This is a genomic window from Kluyvera sp. STS39-E, from assembly GCF_040932435.1.
In the GTDB taxonomy this organism is placed as follows: Bacteria; Pseudomonadota; Gammaproteobacteria; order Enterobacterales; family Enterobacteriaceae; genus Kluyvera.
The window spans coordinates 538148-555824 of sequence record NZ_JBFQGA010000003.1; the positions used below are offsets into that span (position 1 = coordinate 538148).

The 17677-nt window shown below is 50.7% G+C and carries 13 protein-coding genes; 9 read left to right on the top strand and 4 right to left on the bottom strand.

Annotated elements, in window-relative coordinates:
* Positions 1-2: 2 nt before the first annotated feature.
* Complete coding sequence (locus AB4K05_RS09130; protein ID WP_368479739.1) at positions 3-497, bottom strand: fimbrial protein; 495 nt, start codon at positions 495-497, stop codon at positions 3-5.
* Between the two features lie 671 nt (positions 498-1168).
* Between AB4K05_RS09130 and AB4K05_RS09135 the strand changes: the two genes are divergently transcribed.
* Positions 1169-1453 carry a VF530 family DNA-binding protein gene (locus AB4K05_RS09135; protein WP_368479654.1) on the top strand — a complete coding sequence of 95 codons (285 nt, stop codon included), beginning with the start codon at positions 1169-1171 and terminating at the stop codon, positions 1451-1453.
* A 76-nt stretch (positions 1454-1529) separates the two neighbouring features.
* On the opposite strand, the gene AB4K05_RS09140 is transcribed toward AB4K05_RS09135, so the two are convergent.
* Positions 1530-3311 (bottom strand): sigma 54-interacting transcriptional regulator, encoded by a 1782-nt coding sequence (locus AB4K05_RS09140; RefSeq protein WP_368479655.1) that lies wholly within the window; start codon positions 3309-3311, stop codon positions 1530-1532.
* Positions 3312-3757: 446 nt separating this feature from the next.
* Here AB4K05_RS09140 and ygeW point away from each other — a divergent pair, with 446 nt between their 5' ends.
* Genes ygeW through arcC form a run of 5 tightly spaced genes read left to right on the top strand, consistent with a single transcriptional unit; the run spans position 3758 to position 9847 of the window.
* Positions 3758-4945, top strand: a complete 1188-nt coding sequence (ygeW, locus tag AB4K05_RS09145; protein ID WP_368479656.1) for a knotted carbamoyltransferase YgeW — start codon at positions 3758-3760, stop codon at positions 4943-4945.
* Between the two features lie 60 nt (positions 4946-5005).
* Entirely contained in the window at positions 5006-6202 is a 1197-nt protein-coding gene (gene dpaL / locus AB4K05_RS09150) for a diaminopropionate ammonia-lyase (RefSeq protein WP_368479657.1), read from the top strand.
* 33 nt (positions 6203-6235) lie between these two features.
* Complete coding sequence (locus tag AB4K05_RS09155; RefSeq protein ID WP_368479658.1) at positions 6236-7447, top strand: YgeY family selenium metabolism-linked hydrolase; 1212 nt, start codon at positions 6236-6238, stop codon at positions 7445-7447.
* Positions 7448-7495: 48 nt separating this feature from the next.
* A complete protein-coding gene (gene hydA, locus AB4K05_RS09160) occupies positions 7496-8902 on the top strand; it encodes a dihydropyrimidinase (RefSeq protein WP_368479659.1) in 1407 nt (468 codons plus the stop codon).
* A 12-nt stretch (positions 8903-8914) separates the two neighbouring features.
* Positions 8915-9847, top strand: a complete 933-nt coding sequence (arcC, locus tag AB4K05_RS09165; protein WP_368479660.1) for a carbamate kinase — start codon at positions 8915-8917, stop codon at positions 9845-9847.
* A 52-nt stretch (positions 9848-9899) separates the two neighbouring features.
* Here the strand turns inward: arcC and yqeB are convergent, their stop codons facing one another.
* Complete coding sequence (gene yqeB, locus AB4K05_RS09170) at positions 9900-11525, bottom strand: selenium-dependent molybdenum cofactor biosynthesis protein YqeB (protein ID WP_368479661.1); 1626 nt, start codon at positions 11523-11525, stop codon at positions 9900-9902.
* Between the two features lie 45 nt (positions 11526-11570).
* Positions 11571-12326: a selenium cofactor biosynthesis protein YqeC gene (gene yqeC, locus AB4K05_RS09175; protein ID WP_368479662.1), complete on the bottom strand. Its 756-nt coding sequence runs from the start codon at positions 12324-12326 to the stop codon at positions 11571-11573.
* Positions 12327-12359: 33 nt separating this feature from the next.
* On the opposite strand from yqeC, the gene AB4K05_RS09180 reads away from it, so the two are divergent.
* From AB4K05_RS09180 to ssnA, 3 genes are all read left to right on the top strand, one after another.
* The gene (locus AB4K05_RS09180; protein ID WP_368479663.1) at positions 12360-12962 is read left to right on the top strand and encodes an NTP transferase domain-containing protein; all 603 of its coding nucleotides are present in this window, start codon (positions 12360-12362) and stop codon (positions 12960-12962) included.
* A 240-nt stretch (positions 12963-13202) separates the two neighbouring features.
* Positions 13203-16295 carry a putative selenate reductase subunit YgfK gene (gene ygfK, locus AB4K05_RS09185; protein WP_368479664.1) on the top strand — a complete coding sequence of 1031 codons (3093 nt, stop codon included), beginning with the start codon at positions 13203-13205 and terminating at the stop codon, positions 16293-16295.
* Positions 16292-17626 (top strand): putative aminohydrolase SsnA, encoded by a 1335-nt coding sequence (ssnA, locus tag AB4K05_RS09190; protein WP_368479665.1) that lies wholly within the window; start codon positions 16292-16294, stop codon positions 17624-17626. The genes ygfK and ssnA overlap by 4 nt, the downstream gene beginning before the upstream one ends.
* The last annotated feature ends 51 nt before the right edge of the window (positions 17627-17677 follow it).

A 17677-nucleotide genomic window follows, 5' to 3' on the forward strand; every position in this document is an offset into this window, starting at 1 on the left:
GCTTACAGGTATGAGAGTGCGTACTGCACGGTACCTACGACCGTGCCTGCCGTTGCACTCCCGGCTGGGCTGAAATACTGGACGGCAAAGTCGTGTTCGCCGGAAGTATTGCCGGCTGCGACGGAAATCCCGGCAACGCCAGCGGCGCTACGCAGATCTATTGGCGTGGTTCCTGCGCTGTCGGTCAGCAGCTGCAGCTCTACGTTCTGCGCGGTTCCGGTGTTGGCCAAGTTGCCGCGTTCAGTCATGTTATTAGCGATAAATACCGTTTTAATATCCAACGCATCAGCATCAGTGGTACAACCGCTCACTCCCATCGTGAAGGATGTCAGCCCCGCCGAGGCACCCGCCGTCGCCAGTTCACTTTTCGATACCGAAGGCAGCAATACAACCGGTCGCGCATTGACGCCGTTTACGGTGACCTCACAGGTTTGTTCAGTCACTTCACCTTTAAAGGTGATGGTATTGGCCGAATCGGCTTGTACCGATGGCGCCATTAACAGGCCGAGGCTGAGCGGGATAAATAAAACGTTAATCTGTGAAGTATTGATTTTCATATTTTCTGTCCTTAATGGAAAATACACCAGATGCTGACTACACTACGTAATCGCACCTTCCGTAAAAACGGAATATAAATTTAAAAAATAATAATGCCAGTTAGAACTCGTGATGACATAGGAGTAACCCTACGATGAATGCTAGTTTAAGATTATTCTAAAAAAATAAAACCTTTGTTTTCTCAAATAATAAAAAGAACGTTCTTAAATAAGAAAAATGCATTAATAAAACACAATATGATTATGTTTTTAAAGGATTAATTATATTGACCATGGGTTATCTTAAACTATTTTAACGCATAGTAAAATCAACCTTTCAGTAATTAATAATACTGTCCATTAGGTGCTAAAATGCTTTTATTCAAAAAACCAGAAAGATATTTGATATTCTTAATGAAGTTAATTCATGAAGATGTCAGCTTGAAATATTAGAATTTCCGTAAAACTGTCTATGGGCGAAAATACAAAACAACAATGATGAACGGTGTTTGTCGCCTCTGACGAGCGCCATCAATCTGAGGCAGTGCGGCTTAAAATAAACGTTATTATTGCTGGCGTCCCTACTTTCTTGTAACCTTCAGCAGCCAAAAATCTGCAACCACGGACTCAACATGACAGCGCACAACTCCAAAGACCCTCTACACGGCGTAACCCTTGAAATGCAGGTAAACGCACTGGTAGCGCACTATGGTTGGGAAAAGTTAGGGCGGATTATCAGCATTAACTGTTTTAAGAAAGACCCAAGCGTGAAATCCAGCCTAAAGTTTTTACGCCGCACGCCGTGGGCACGCGCCGAAGTTGAAGCACTTTATTTGGATTCACTGGAAGATATGGCCACAGATTCAACAGATGAAACGGCCATTGACCCATGGGCCAACAGCCGAAATAAGAAGTAAGCGCTTACTATACGTTATTATCTCTGACGCAATTATTATTGCAGGCAACGGCTTATCCCCTTGCCTGCCAGAAGATCTAAGCAACGATCAGATCGTACTTTTTGATCTTTCGATACAACGTTGCGATCCCAATCCCCAGTTCGTCAGCGGCCTGCTTTTTATTGCTTGAACGACTTAAGGCATCGCGAATCATCTGTCGCTCCATTTCTTCAAGACCCGTGACACTCTCTTCTTCTTTCGCTACACGCGTACCGGCTGAAATCAGCGCTTCCCCTCTTTCCGCCATCTTACCGCTGTTAACCAAATTGGGCGGCAGCAATGAGATATCAACAACTTCACCTGACGGCACCACGTTGACCAAGTACTCCATTAAATTGCTCAATTCACGAATGTTGCCTGGCCAGCGGTAATTCTTCAGTAGGCTAATGACTTCTGGATCGACGCCGGGATAAACCAGCTCTAAACGGCGGGTATGCAAATGCAGGAAATAGTGGATCAGCAATTCGATATCATCTTGCCGCTCTCTAAGCGGCGGCAGCCTGAGCGGAATGACGTTTAGACGGTAGTACAGGTCCTCGCGAAACTTGCCGTCAGCGATGAACTGCTCGAGATTCTGATTAGTGGCCGAGATAATGCGAATATTCACAGGAACTGGATTACTGGCGCCAACCGGTTGGATCTCCCGAGATTCGATGGCGCGCAGCAGCTTGGCCTGCAAGGTCAGTGGCATATCGCCAATCTCATCGAGAAACAAGGTTCCTTCGTTTGCGGCTTGGATGAGGCCCACCTTACCGTTAGTCGATGCGCCGGTAAACGCCCCTTTTACGTAGCCAAACAGTTCGCTTTCCAGTAATTGCTCAGGTATGGCGGCGCAATTGATGGCAATAAAGGGATTATCTTTCCTGTCGCTCAACTGATGGATTGCGCGAGCAACCACCTCTTTCCCTGTGCCACTCTCTCCTGCGATCATCACGCTGGAAGGGCTGGGCGCAACGCGGCTGATAAGCTTTTTTAGTTGTCGCATAGGACGGCATTCCCCGACCAATTGTTCTATCTGAGGCCCTTCCTGTGCCGTGGAAATATCAGCCGATGAGTGTGACTGATGAAATGCCATTAGAAAAAGCCACTGATCCTGAATGGCGTGTAACTGCCCGATAATAAGCTCTTTCTTACCATCGACAGAAATAACGTGCTGAACATGACCACGGATAAAATTCTGCGCAAACGTCAACGGACGAAAATTAATCGATTTTCCTACCATATTACCTTGGGTTGCGCCGAGTATTTTTAATGCAGCCTGATTAACAAACGTGACCTTTTGTTCATGGCTAACCACCAATACACCTTGATCCATATTTTCAAGCATGGTTAAAAACATTTTCTGAATATTATCACTGCCGCTTTGTTCTTCCAGAAGACGTGAAACAAAAATGGATGAGACGTGACGAACATAATCGGAAAACTCAGTGATATTATCGTTAATTCGCTCCTGCTGCTCACGCGTCAGCGCGACGAGGCTAATAACTCCAACACACTGATTTTGATAAATCACCGGGGTTCCTAGGAACGCTTTTTCTTTACAGGTTTCCTTATTTTCACAGTCTTTACATAGAGGATCGAAACGCGAGTGGGAAACCACCTTCTCTTTCTTTGTTTCAATAATGTAACGGAGAAGTCGCGAATCTGTATTTAATTTTCTTCCGAGAAATTTCCCGTAGATGCCTGTTCCTGCCACACGGCACAGTGAATTATCGACAATTTCAACTTCCAGTTGCAGAACGCTGGAGAGCATTCTTGCAAATCGTTGAATTGTTGGCTGAATTTGCATCAAGATAGATGTCGTCGTTGAAGGTATCATAATATCACTCGCTGAAAGCTATGCTGGGTGAACGACTACGCTTGTATTCCTTTCAAGATACTACCCCAGCCATCAGAATTAATTGATGAAGACACCCCCTGTTTTTATCATCTTGCGCAAAATATGTAATTGGTATCACACTTTTATATCAATATGATAATTACTCCGCTGCTTTTATCAATTTGACGATATTTATACCGCCGCGTCTGACACCAATTCGCTATATATATATAGATATAACGAACTGATGAATCATTCTATTCTGACGGTTATCGTATAATAGGTTTTGTTTTGTGATATCTCTCGCATAAAAATACCATTTTTCAGGAATTCAATCTGCCTCATGGAAATTGGCACGTTTATTGTTAGTAGAAATACAGTGCTGATGTCTACTGAGGTGGCAACCAGCAATCAATAAGCCCGTCATTCACTCCCAGGATTGCATAATGAAAACAGTTAACGACCTGATAAAGGATATCAACAAACTTAACTCTAATCTTCACGAGAAGGACTTTTTACTGACGTGGGAGCAGTCTCCCGACGAATTAAAACAGGTTCTAGATGTTGCTGAAACATTAAAAGCGCTGCGTGCTGAAAACATTGCGACGAAAGTTTTCAACAGTGGTTTGGGCATCTCAGTATTCCGTGATAACTCCACGCGCACCCGCTTCTCTTATGCTTCAGCACTCAATCTGTTAGGGCTGGCGCAGCAGGATCTGGACGAAGGTAAATCGCAAATCGCGCACGGCGAAACGGTGCGTGAAACCGCCAACATGATTTCATTCTGTGCTGATGCCATTGGTATTCGCGACGATATGTATCTCGGCGCTGGTAACGCCTATATGCGTGAAGTCGGTGAAGCGCTGGATGACGGCCACAAACAAGGGGTACTGCCGCAGCGTCCGGCGCTCATCAACCTCCAGTGCGATATTGACCATCCAACACAGGCGATGGCGGATCTGGCTTGGCTACGTGAACACTTTGGCTCGCTGGAAAACCTGAAAGGCAAAAAAATCGCCATGACGTGGGCCTATTCCCCAAGCTACGGCAAGCCACTTTCTGTGCCACAGGGCATTATCGGGCTGATGACCCGCTTTGGTATGGACGTGACCTTAGCGCATCCAGAAGGTTATGACCTTATTCCGGACGTTATTGAAGTCGCTAAACGGAATGCTAAAACCTCTGGCGGCAGCTTCCGCCAGGTGACCGACATGGCTGAGGCTTTCAAAGATGCGGATATCGTTTATCCAAAATCATGGGCACCGTATCAGGTTATGGAGCAGCGTACCGAGCTGCTGCGCGCTAACGACCACGATGGTCTTAAAGCGTTAGAAAAAGCCTGCCTCGCACAAAATGCCCAGCACAAAGACTGGCACTGCACCGAAGAAATGATGGCGAAAACCCATAACGGCGAAGCGCTGTATATGCACTGCCTGCCCGCTGATATTAGCGGCGTCTCCTGTAAAGAAGGTGAAGTCACCGAAGCGGTATTTGAGAAGTACCGTATCGCAACCTACAAAGAAGCGAGCTGGAAGCCCTATATCATCGCCGCGATGATCCTCTGCCGTAAATACGCCAAACCTGGCGTACTGCTTGAACAACTGCTCAAAGACGCCGAAAAACGGATCAAATAACCCACATGGCTGGCCTTCTGGCCAGCCCGCTAATCTCATCATGATGAATAAGGACAGAGTATGTCTGCTTTCTCGCTGAAAATGGATGTTGCAGATAACCGCTTTTTTAGCGGCGAAACCTCCCCGCTATTTTCTCGCCAACAAGCGCAGCAAGCGCGTTTTTTCCATCAAAAAATTGCGGGTTATAAGCCAACCCCGCTGTATGCCCTTAACGAACTTGCGGCACTCATTGGCGTACAAAAGATCCTCGTCAAGGATGAGTCGCAACGTTTTGGCCTGAACGCCTTCAAAATGCTTGGCGGTTCCTACGCCATTGCCCGACTGCTATGCGAAAAATACCAGTTGGCCATCGATGAACTCTCCCTCGACGAACTGAAGACACGCATTACCGAGAAAATGACTTTTGCCACGACAACCGATGGAAACCACGGGCGTGGCGTAGCGTGGGCGGCACAACAGCTTGGGCAGAACGCGGTGGTTTATATGCCGAAAGGCTCTGCGCAAGAGCGCGTTGATGCCATATTACGCTTAGGTTCCGAATGTATCGTGACGGATATGAACTACGACGATACCGTCCGTTTTACCATGCAAACCGCCAAGAAGAACGGCTGGGAAGTGGTACAAGATACCGCCTGGGACGGTTACACCAAGATCCCAACATGGATCATGCAAGGCTATGCCACGCTTGCCGATGAAGCCGTTGAGCAGATGACCGCTATGGGTACGCGCCCTACTCACGTTTTCCTGCAGGGGGGCGTTGGGGCTTTGGCGGGTGGAGTATTGGGTTATCTCGTCGACGTCTACGGCGCCGAGCATCTGCACTCAATTATCGTCGAACCTGAACAGGCCGATTGTCTCTACCGTTCTGGCGTTAAAGGCCAGATAGTCAACGTCGGTGGCGATATGGCGACCATCATGGCGGGTCTCGCCTGCGGTGAGCCAAACCCACTCGGTTGGGAGGTTTTACGCAACTGTGCAACGCAGTTTATCTCCTGCCAGGACGCTGTCGCCGCTCTCGGCATGCGTGTATTGGGCAACCCGCTAGGTAGCGATCCTCGCGTGATTTCCGGCGAATCTGGCGCCGTCGGCCTTGGCATATTGGCGGCAGTCCATTATCACCCACAGCGCGATGCGCTCATGAACAAACTGCAGTTGGATAGCAACTCCATCGTGCTGGTCATCAGCACTGAAGGCGACACCGACGTCAAACACTACCGGGAAGTCGTCTGGGAAGGCAAGCATCCGGCAGCACTGTAAATTCCTACAAATTTAGAACTGGAGAACATCCTCATGGCTAAACATATTCCTTTTAAACTGATCGTTGAAAAAGCCAACCACTACCAGCAGGACATGACCCGTTTCCTGCGCGACATGATTGCAATTCCGAGCGAAAGCTGCGACGAAAAGCGCGTTGTGCACCGTATTAAAGAAGAGATGGAAAAAGTCGGCTTTGACAAAGTTGAGATTGACCCAATGGGTAACGTGCTGGGCTATATTGGCCACGGCCCAAGACTCGTCGCGATGGATGCACACATCGATACCGTCGGCATCGGTAACATTAAGAACTGGAGCTTTGACCCGTACGAAGGTATGGAAACTGATGAACTGATCGGTGGCCGTGGCGCTTCTGACCAAGAAGGCGGCATGGCATCAATGGTCTATGCGGGCAAAATCATCAAAGATCTCGGTTTAGAGGATGAATACACCCTGCTGGTAACCGGAACCGTACAGGAAGAAGACTGCGACGGACTATGCTGGCAGTACATCATTGAGCAGTCTGGCATTCGTCCGGAATTTGTGGTCAGTACGGAACCGACCGACTGCCAAATCTACCGCGGGCAACGTGGACGTATGGAAATTCGCGTCGATGTCTCCGGCGTGAGCTGTCACGGCTCAGCTCCAGAGCGTGGTGATAACGCCATCTTTAAAATGGGCCCGATCCTCAATGAACTGCAGGGCCTTTCCCATAATCTCGGCAACGATGAATTCCTCGGCAAAGGCACCCTGACCGTCTCGGAAATCTTCTTCACTTCCCCAAGCCGCTGTGCGGTTGCCGATAGCTGCGCCGTTTCCATCGACCGTCGCCTGACATGGGGTGAAACATGGGAAGGCGCACTGGATGAAATCCGCGCCCTGCCGGCGGTGAAGAACGCCAACGCAGTGGTCTCGATGTATAACTATGATCGTCCGTCATGGACTGGCTTAGTGTATCCGACTGAGTGCTATTTCCCAACTTGGAAGGTCGAAGAAAGCCACTTCACCGTACGCGCATTAAGCAATGCTTACGAGGGGTTGTTTGGTAAAGCCCCGGTCGTCGATAAGTGGACCTTCTCCACCAACGGCGTTTCCATTATGGGCCGCCACGGTATTCCAGTCATCGGTTTTGGTCCGGGTAAAGAACCTGAAGCTCATGCGCCAAACGAGAAAACATGGAAGTCGCATCTGGTCACCTGCGCTGCCATGTATGCCGCAATTCCATTGAGCTGGCTGGCAACCGAGTAAATCCTGCCGTTTCCTCCCGTCGTTCGCGACGGGAGTCTGGAGCATTCTATGCGTGTACTGATTAAAAACGGCACGATCGTCAACGCCGACGGTCAGGCAAAGCAGGACCTGTTGATTGAAAATGGGCTAATCAGCCAGCTCGCCGATAACATAACCGTCGAACAACCCTGCGAAATTATCGATGCCGATGGCTGCTATGTTATGCCCGGCGGGGTTGACGTCCATACCCACTTTAATATTGATACCGGACTTGCCCGCAGCTGCGATGATTTCTTTACCGGCACCCGCGCCGCCGCCTGCGGGGGAACCACAACCGTTGTCGACCATATGGGATTTGGGCCAGCAGGATGTCGACTGCGCCATCAACTTGAGGCCTATCACGGCTACGCCGCCTATAAAGCGGTTATCGACTACAGTTTCCACGGCGTGATACAGCATATCAATCATGCGATCTTAGACGAGATCCCGATGATGGTCGAAGCGGGTATCAGCAGTTTTAAACTCTATCTCACTTATCAATACAAGCTCACTGACGATGAAGTGTTACAGGCAATGCGCCATTTGCATCAAGCCGGCGCGTTGACCACGGTCCATCCAGAAAACGATGCGGCTATCGCTCGTAAGCGTTCTGAATTTCTTGCTGCCGGCAAAACTGCGCCGCGCTATCACGCGCTTAGTCGCCCACTTGAGTGCGAGGCAGAAGCTATTGCGCGGATGATAAATCTTGCCCAGTTGGCTGGTAACGCGCCGCTTTATATCGTCCACCTATCAAACGGGTTAGGGCTTGATTACCTCCGACTGGCACGCGCACGTCACCAGCCGGTGTGGGTGGAAACCTGCCCGCAGTATCTGCTGTTGGACGATCGCTGCTATGAGCGTGAAGATGCGCTGAAATATTTGCTCAGTCCGCCGCTGCGTAATGCCAGCAATAATGACGCACTGTGGTGCGGTGTGGCCGACGGCGCAATTGATGTGCTGGCAACCGATCACTGCACATTCTCCATGGCCCAGCGCCAGCAGCTCTCTCATGGCGATTTCAGCCGCTGCCCGAATGGCCTACCCGGGGTAGAAAACAGGCTCTTACTGATGTTCTCCCACGGTGTGATGAGCGGGCGTATATCACCTGAAAAATTCGTGGCGTTAACCAGCGCCAATCCGGCGAAACTGTTTGGTCTTTGGCCGCAAAAAGGGACCCTCACCCCAGGCGCCGACGGCGACGTGGTGATCATTGACCCACGCTGCACCACAACCATTCGTCATGAAATGCTGCACGACAACGCGGATTATTCACCGTGGGAAGGCTTTATTTGCCAGGGCGCAATTCGCCATACCCTTTCTCACGGTCGCGTCATTTTCAGCAACGGGAAGTTTTGCGGTATCGCCGGTCAGGGGCGCTTCTTGCGCCGGGCACCCTTTTCTCCCACCCAGCTTCCGCCGGGCGGGATTGCATCATAAAGAGAGGAATCAATGAGTAAAAAAATCGTGCTTGCCCTTGGCGGCAATGCGTTGGGCGATGATCTCGCTGGGCAAATGCAGGCCGTAAAACAGACATCACAGGCTATCGTTGATCTGATTGCCCAAGGACACCAAGTCGTCGTCACCCACGGGAATGGCCCGCAGGTGGGGATGATAAACCTCGCCTTTGAAGCGGCCGCCAGAACTGAGGCCCATACGCCAATGCTGCCCATGTCGGTATGCGTGGCGCTGAGCCAAGGCTATATCGGTTATGACCTGCAAAATGCTCTGCGCGAAGAACTGCTTTCACGCAATATGAATATCCCGGTAGCAACGCTGATTACGCAGGTTGAGGTTGATGCCAACGATCCGGCATTCAGCAATCCAACCAAACCAATTGGCTCTTTCTTTAGCGAAGAAGAAGCCGAACAGCTAACACGGCAAGGCTATGTCATGAAAGAAGATGCCGGACGCGGCTATCGTCGTGTCGTCGCCTCGCCGATGCCGGTAGATATTATTGAAAAAGAGACGGTAAAAGCTCTGATGGATGCTCACCATGTGGTGATCACCGCCGGTGGCGGTGGCATCCCCGTGGTTCGTGAAGGAAATCATCTGCGTGGTGCCAGCGCGGTCATTGATAAAGACTGGGCGAGCGCCAAGTTGGCGGCCATGATTGACGCCGATATGTTGATTATTCTTACGGCCGTTGAAAAAGTGGCAATCAATTTTGGCAAACCGAACGAGCTGTGGCTGGACAAGCTGACGCTAGGCGATGCAGAGCGGTTTATCGCGGAAGGTCACTTTGCTAAAGGTTCGATGCTGCCAAAAGTGGAAGCAGCAGCATCGTTTGCACGCTCCCGCCCGGGCCGTAAAGCACTGATCACGGTTCTCAGCAAAGCCAAAGAAGGTATTGAAGGTAAAACGGGAACCGTCATTGAGGGATAACGTGATGACCCGGATGAAGCTGCTACGCTAAATCCGGGTAAATTAAAGAAACCTAAACCACCGCCAGCGGCTTCTTCTGTTGTTTAACTCGTTGATTCGTTAGCGTCATCAGAGCTTCGAGCACCCCGCCACCAATGGCTCTCGCCTTATCCGATACGCTGGTGTAATCCGCATCAATCCCACGGGGATCGATATCGCTGATTTTAAATCCACTGTCCACAACCAATCCGTCGTTCAACAATCCACGCACCATGCCGCTAAGCGGTGCGATGATTTCGTGTTCTCCGACGTGGGCAATGATATCGCCTTCATTTACGATATCACCCAGCTTTACCTGTGAACGCATCACGCCAGGCCCAGGTGCACGAATCACCCTTTTTGACGTATGCCCCATAATATTTCCCGGTACACCGGTATTTTCCTGAGCACAGCCCTGGTAAATAACCTGTCCGAGCCAGTGGCCACGATTGGTTTCGATAACGGCATGGCAGTCTTTTCCGGCGCAAAAACCGGGGCCAAGCGCAATAACCGAAGGCGCTAGTTCACAATGGGTGCCTAAATTCTCTTTCGCCAGAATGGCATCGACCACGCAGCCGGGCTGCAGTTCGCGCAAGCTTTCACATAATGGGTCGACTAGGACCGGGATCTCGCCGTTATCGGCGACCCTTAGGGCTTCACTCACCGAAGCGGTTCGCCTAGCGGTTACCCCTTCCACCGTCATTTGTCCATCAAATACTGCCTGTGCGAATGCTACGGTACAACGGATCACCGTCGGCTTCTCGACTTCCAGCATGATGACTTTGAACCCCGCATGCCAAAGACGCATCGCCACGCCGGTCGCGATATCACCGGCCCCACGAATAACAACCCGCATAGGCTGGGTTGGCGACTCAGTGCCCATCATGAGTCCACCGGGGGCTTGGTTTTTGACTTGGACAATTTCTGCCAGCACGCTGATGGCGATCTCATTAGGCGTTTCGGCACCGATATTGTAGCCCACCGGCGCATGCAGACGGGAAATGTGTTCTTCCGCCACGCCGTTCTCGCGTAACTGACGTAAAAAAACCTGCACCTTACGGCGGCTGGCTAATAGACCTAACCAAGCAGTTGGCATGGAAACCAGTTTATCCAGCGCTTCACGATCTTGGTTATTGGTGGCGATCAAAACAAAGTTATCCGGCTGAACGGCCAGCATATCCACGGCGGCACTGAAGCTGTCAGCATGCACAAGTTGGGTTAAAGCAGGGAAATGTGCCGGATTAAGGCTTTCCGGGTAAATATCGGCGACCACAATGTCAAAACCGAGCAACGTCGCGCACTGGGCAACCGCTCGGTTTACATGCCCGGCGCCAATCAGTACTAGCCTTGGGCGTAAACCATGGACGCTGATATACACCGACATTGCGCCCCCGCAGTCTGAACCGACAGCATCAGTTCCGGTTCGTGCCATTCGACCATGAAACATTCGCGAGGTTTTATCACGCAGCGCATTGAGAGCTTCATCGATTACCCGCCGCTCCACCATCCCACCGCCAATGGTGCCAACGATGCTGCCGTCATCACGCACCAGCATTTGAGCGCAATGCCGGGGCGTTGAGCCACGACTATCTACGATTTGAGCCAACGCAAACGGACGATTTTGTTCTTCGAGTCTTGCCGCTTCTGAGAAAATATTCATAACAACCTCAAATGGATATCCTTTCACCACCCCGGAATGGAGCCACTATCTCACTCGTCTGCGCGTAATTGCCGGCCTTTGCTGAACGGCTCCTGACCAGATGACGTCCACTGCGTTCTGCGTTATCAACTCACCCAACGGTAAATTCTCATTTTGAGAAAGTTGATTTAACAACGCTATCCGTCGGCATCCTTGGGGCGCGCCCTTAAACGCCCCTAGCGGGTGATTCATCAGGCGGTACAACATAGGCCAAGTCAGCCTGTCTCCCTGCACTGCACCTGTAATCTGGGAAAAAAGTGGCCAGCGATGTACGTTAGCTGGCCCAAGCATTTCTCCGAGCATCCTTGCCCCCATGACAGCAACTACGCAACAACTGGATTGAGGGATGCAAGGTTCATGCTCATTTGGTGCTTTTAATGCAAAACCGTGAGCGCCGTCAGCTTCAACCAGCACAACGTCAATGTCACCCTGCGCCACTAGGGCATCGATCACCTGCGGTGAGAAGCCTCTGACCTTGCCGACATCTGCTCTCCATGCAGAGAAACAGGCCTGCATTGGCCGCTGCCATACCGTTGAAGGCAGCGCTAAAGGATCCCGACAAATTAGCGTCGGCAGCGATTCCGGTAACCACATATGGGTGGTGGTGGTTAGTAGCACCCGTCTACCCGCCTGTGCAAAAAGCTCCGCCAACCACAACAGTGTGCTGGTTTTGCCGCCGGCACCGACGGCAGATATAAGCAAAGGGCTGACATCGGCATTTAAATCACAAAAAATCTCGGCAACGCACGGTATATTTTCCATATATTCCTTTTCAATCCGTTACCCTGAGGGAAAATGAAACAAGTTGACTGTATTATTACCGCCGCTGGATTATCTACCCGCATGGGGCAATGGAAAATGATGTTACCTTGCGAAAGCGGCACAATACTTGATGCAAGCATTAAAAACGCCAGATCGTTTTGCTCGCATATTATTTTGGTGACAGGATTTCGCCATCAGGAACTTGCCGAACGTTATTCCGATCAGTCAGAAATTACGGTGGTGTATAATCCAGATTATGAGCGCGGGCTGCTTTCCTCAGTGCAAACTGGGGCCCAGGCGCTTCTCCATGACTACTGTTTTATCACCCACGGTGATTTACCTTTCCTTGCCACCCAAATCTTTCATTTTCTTTGGTTACAACGCGTTAATGGTGCATTGCTGCCAGAATATCAAGGCATACCAGGCCACCCTATTTTGGTTGAATGCCAAACGTTACGCCGAAGTTTGCAGCAGGGACTAGGCAATACGGTACGCCAGCGGTTGCTAGCCGACCAACATCGCCGAATTAGTCTTAATCATCCCGAAATCATCTTTGATATCGATACCCCGGCTGATTTCAAGCGACTACAGGACCGATTAAATAATCGCGCTACAGCAATGAAATTCTCAAATTGATAAGCCGATAGCGTTATTGATAAATAGCGGAGGATGGTTTTATGGATTGATTTTAATTCGCATTAAGCGATTGTGAGTCATTTCACAAAGATGTATTAACTTTAGATCCCACTCACAAATATTTAATTCCATATCCGGCTGGATAATAACTGGTGTGATTGTTGCTCCTCCTCTCTTAATCGCCGGAATTACCACAATGTCGGCTTATGTGATTTAACAAGAAAGTCTAAGGAGAGGGTTATGGGAGATATCATGCGTCCTGTTCCATTTGAGGAGCTTTTGACGCGTATTTTTGATGAATACCAGCAGCACCGTTCAATCTTTGGTATTCCAGAACAACAGTTCTACTCGCCCGTCGTTCACCGCCAGCTTAGCGTCTTTGGTGAAAACTGCGCAACGCCGGTCGGGCCTGCCGCAGGCCCGCACACCCAGTTGGCGCAGAATATTATTACCTCGTGGCTTACCGGTGGACGGTTTATCGAGCTGAAGACGGTACAAATTCTTGACCGCCTAGAGCTGGAAAAACCCTGTATTGATGCTGAAGACGAATGCTTTAACACCGAATGGTCAACCGAGTTCACACTGGTGAAAGCTGCGGATGAATATCTTAAAGCTTGGTTTATTCTGCATTTACTCGAAGAAATTCTCCCGCTGACCCCGACGAAATCCGGTAAATCCTTTATTTTCAATATGAGCGTCGGTTACAACCTCGACGGCATCAAGCAGCCTCCAATGCAGCAGTTCATCGATAACATGATGAATGCTGGCAAAAATCCAAAATTCACCGAGTACCAAGAAACGCTAAGCCGCTGGCTGCATAACGACACATTCCTAGCCAACCACGGGACGCCGGGCCTGAAAACGCTGGTCAATCGCATTCCAGCGCAGCTGGTTCAAGGGGTCACGCTGTCAACGATGCACGGTTGTCCGCCGGATGAAATCGAAGCCATTTGCCGCTACATGCTGGAAGTAAAAGGGATTAACACGTTTGTTAAGCTCAATCCGACGCTGCTGGGCTATCCTCGGGTACGCGAAATTCTCGATACCTGCGGATTTGACTACATTGGCCTAAATGAAGAGTCTTTCGACCACGATCTGAAAATCGGCCAAGCGCTGGAAATGTTGCAACGACTGATGGCGCTGGCAAAGGAAAAAAGCCTTGGTTTTGGCGTCAAGCTTACCAATACGCTGGGTACCGTAAACCATAAAGGGGCTTTGCCTGGCGATGAAATGTATATGTCCGGGCGCGCGCTGTTCCCACTCTCCATTAACGTTGCCGCCCTGCTATCGCGCAAATTTGACGGCAAATTACCGATATCTTATTCCGGTGGCGCTAGCCAGCTCAATATTCGCGAAATATTCGAGACCGGTATTCACCCGATAACCATGGCAACCGACCTACTCAAGCCGGGCGGGTATTTGCGCTTAAGCGAGTGCATGCGCGAGTTGGAACAATCCGACGGCTGGGAGATGACTCAGGTCGATGTTAAACGCCTCAACGCGCTGGCGGAAAAAGCCGTTAGCATGGAGTACACCCAGAAGCAGTGGAAGCCTAACGACCGCATCAGTGTTGCAGAAAAACTGCCGGTGACCGACTGCTACGTCGCGCCCTGCGTCACGGCTTGCGCCATCAAACAGGACATTCCAGAGTACATTCGCCTACTGGGCGAAAAACGCTATGCCGATGCGCTGGAACTTATTTATCAGCGCAATGCGTTGCCGGCCATCACCGGGCATATTTGCGATCACCAATGTCAGTACAACTGTACGCGTCTTGATTACGACAGTGCGTTGAATATCCGTGAACTCAAAAAAATCGCCCTAGAAAAAGGCTGGGATGAATACCAACGCCGCTGGCATAAACCAGCAGGGTCCGGTGCGTTGCATCCGGTCGCCGTCATAGGTGCAGGCCCTGCCGGCCTTGCTGCGGGTTACTTTTTGGCACGATCAGGTTACAGCGTCACTTTATTTGAACGTGAAGCCAACGCCGGTGGCGTAGTCCGTAACATCATCCCTCAGTTCCGTATCCCGGGTGAACTTATCCAGCAGGATATTGATTTCGTCGTTAGCCACGGCGTCGATATTGTCTACGGCTGCGACCCACATCTGACGGTGGACAAACTGCAGCAGGAAGGTTTCCGTTATGTACTGGTCGGTACCGGAACCGACAAGAACAGCGGCGTAAAACTGCGCGGCGATAACCAAAACGTGCGTAAATCACTGCAATTCCTACGCGAATACAACCGGGGTGAGAATCTACAGTTGGGCAAACATGTTGCCATCGTTGGCGCGGGCAACACCGCCATGGACTGTGCTCGCGCCGCCCTACGTGTGCCAGGCGTTGAGAAAGCGACGGTCATCTACCGCCGTTCACAGCAGGAAATGCCGGCTTGGCGCGAAGAGTATGAAGAGGCGGTTCACGATGGCGTCGATTTCCGTTTTCTGAATAACCCTGAGCAATTCGACGCTGACGGCACCCTCACCGTTCGCGTAATGGCGCTGGGAGATGCTGATGAAAAAGGCCGCCGTCGTCCAATAGAAACCGATGAAACCTGCACTCTACAGGTCGATACACTGATCACCGCTATCGGCGAACAGCAAGATGGCGATGCGCTGGCGGCAATGGGTATCCCATTGGACGAACACGGCTGGCCGGAAGTCAATGCAAATGGCGAAACGCGTCATTCTGGCGTCTTCTTAATTGGCGACGTGCAGCGTGGCCCGTCTTCCATCGTTTCTGCGATAAGTAACGCCCGCCGCGCTACCGATGTGATTCTGGCTCGGGAAAATATCCGCAGTCACCATAGCGATAAACATTGGAATAACGTCGACCCTTCAGAAATTTACAGCCGTAAAGGGACGATTGCGATTGCGCAGGTCGATAAAGACGATCGTGAAGCGTTCGTTACGCAGGAAGCCGCTCGTTGCCTTGAATGCAACTACGTGTGCAGCAAATGCGTGGATGTCTGTCCAAACCGTGCCAATATCTCTATCGCCGTACCGGGTTTCGAAAATCGCTATCAAACCCTCCACCTTGATGCCTTCTGCAACGAATGCGGCAACTGCGCCCAGTTCTGCCCGTGGGATGGTAAACCATACAAAGACAAAATTACCGTCTTTAGCCTGCCTCAGGATTTCAGCAACAGCAACAACCCGGGCTTCCTTGTGGATGACCAAAACGTGCACATCCGCCAAGACAATAAAGTGTGGCGAATGACGCTAGATAACGAGGGTCAATTTACCCAGATCCCGGCGGAATTAGACGCCATGTGCCGCATCATCAGCCATGTTTACCATCATCATCACTATCTTCTGGGAGCCGTTGCCGCATGAGTATCCTGATCCTGAAGAATGCCACTGCCGTCCAGCTTTACCCGGCAAAAGTGGAGAAGAATATCGATATCGTCATTGAAAATGATGGGATTCTTGCTGTAGGAAGCGGGCTTGCTAGCCAGTATCCGCAGGCCACCGTCAAAGAGATGCACGGCAGGCTGGTCATGCCAGGCAACGTCTGTTCGCACAACCACTTCTACTCAGGGTTGTCGCGCGGCATTCAAGCCAATATTGCGCCAAGTCCTGATTTTATCTCAACGCTGAAAAATCTCTGGTGGCGTCTCGACCGCGCGCTGGACGAAGAATCACTGTATTACAGCGGGTTAATTTGCTCGCTCGAAGCTATCCGCAGCGGATGTACGGCGGTAATTGATCATCATGCCTCACCCAGCTATATCAGCGGCTCGCTGAGCCAGCTGCGCCATGCGTTTCTAAAAGTTGGTCTACGGGGCATGACCTGCTTCGAAACAACCGACCGCAACGGCGGACAAAGAGAAATGCAGGCGGGCGTCGAGGAGAACATTCGTTTTGCGCATGAAATTGACCAAGCGCGCAAATCCGGACGCGAAGCCTATTTGGTGGAGGCGCATATCGGCGCGCATGCGCCGTTCACCGTGACCGATGACGGTTTATCGATGCTTGGAGAGGCGCTAAAAGCCACCGGTCGCGGTTTGCATATCCATGCCGCCGAGGACAGCTATGATGTTTCCCATAGCCACCATCACTACGGGAAAGATTTGCTGGTTCGACTGGCAGAATATGACCTCATTGATAGCAAAACGCTCGTTGCCCACGGGCTATATCTTTCCGACGCCGATATCCAGATATTGAACGATCGTGATGGCTTTTTGGTACATAACGCCCGTTCCAACATGAACAATCATGTCGGCTATAACCATCGCCTGCCGGAATACCGGAATCTGGCCTTGGGTACCGACGGCATTGGCTCTGATATGTTTGAGGAGCTGAAGTTTGCTTTCTTCAAACACCGCGATGCCGGTGGCGCATGGTGGCCAGACAATTTTGCCCGCGCACTCAGCAACGGCAATATCCTGCTTGGTCGGAACTTCAACGCCAAGTTTGGTCGTATTGAGGCGGGTTACAAGGCGGATTTGACCATCAGCGACTATTTGTCACCGACCCCTCTGCTGGCTGAAAACATCGCCGGACATATCGCCTTTGGTATGGGGTCAAACAACGTACACAGCGTGATGGTGAACGGCATTATGGTGTATGAAGACAGGCAGTTCACCTTCGATTGTGAGCCTATTTTCGCTGAAGCCAGCAAAGTCGCGGCTAAAATGTGGAAACGAATGGACGCGCTGAATTAATCATTCTCGAAGTGAAGATAAGGCCGCAGGGTAAATTCTGCGGCCTTTTTT

What these genes read in the sequence shown, in the direction of transcription:
- AB4K05_RS09130 (WP_368479739.1), bottom strand. Translation starts at nt 497, where the DNA reads ATGGCGCCATCGGTACAAGCCGATTCGGCCAATACCATCACCTTTAAA.
- AB4K05_RS09135 (WP_368479654.1), top strand. Translation starts at nt 1,169, where the DNA reads ATGACAGCGCACAACTCCAAAGACCCTCTACACGGCGTAACCCTTGAA.
- AB4K05_RS09140 (WP_368479655.1), bottom strand. Translation starts at nt 3,311, where the DNA reads ATGATACCTTCAACGACGACATCTATCTTGATGCAAATTCAGCCAACA.
- ygeW (WP_368479656.1), top strand. Translation starts at nt 3,758, where the DNA reads ATGAAAACAGTTAACGACCTGATAAAGGATATCAACAAACTTAACTCT.
- dpaL (WP_368479657.1), top strand. Translation starts at nt 5,006, where the DNA reads ATGTCTGCTTTCTCGCTGAAAATGGATGTTGCAGATAACCGCTTTTTT.
- AB4K05_RS09155 (WP_368479658.1), top strand. Translation starts at nt 6,236, where the DNA reads ATGGCTAAACATATTCCTTTTAAACTGATCGTTGAAAAAGCCAACCAC.
- hydA (WP_368479659.1), top strand. Translation starts at nt 7,496, where the DNA reads ATGCGTGTACTGATTAAAAACGGCACGATCGTCAACGCCGACGGTCAG.
- arcC (WP_368479660.1), top strand. Translation starts at nt 8,915, where the DNA reads ATGAGTAAAAAAATCGTGCTTGCCCTTGGCGGCAATGCGTTGGGCGAT.
- yqeB (WP_368479661.1), bottom strand. Translation starts at nt 11,525, where the DNA reads ATGAATATTTTCTCAGAAGCGGCAAGACTCGAAGAACAAAATCGTCCG.
- yqeC (WP_368479662.1), bottom strand. Translation starts at nt 12,326, where the DNA reads ATGGAAAATATACCGTGCGTTGCCGAGATTTTTTGTGATTTAAATGCC.
- AB4K05_RS09180 (WP_368479663.1), top strand. Translation starts at nt 12,360, where the DNA reads ATGAAACAAGTTGACTGTATTATTACCGCCGCTGGATTATCTACCCGC.
- ygfK (WP_368479664.1), top strand. Translation starts at nt 13,203, where the DNA reads ATGGGAGATATCATGCGTCCTGTTCCATTTGAGGAGCTTTTGACGCGT.
- ssnA (WP_368479665.1), top strand. Translation starts at nt 16,292, where the DNA reads ATGAGTATCCTGATCCTGAAGAATGCCACTGCCGTCCAGCTTTACCCG.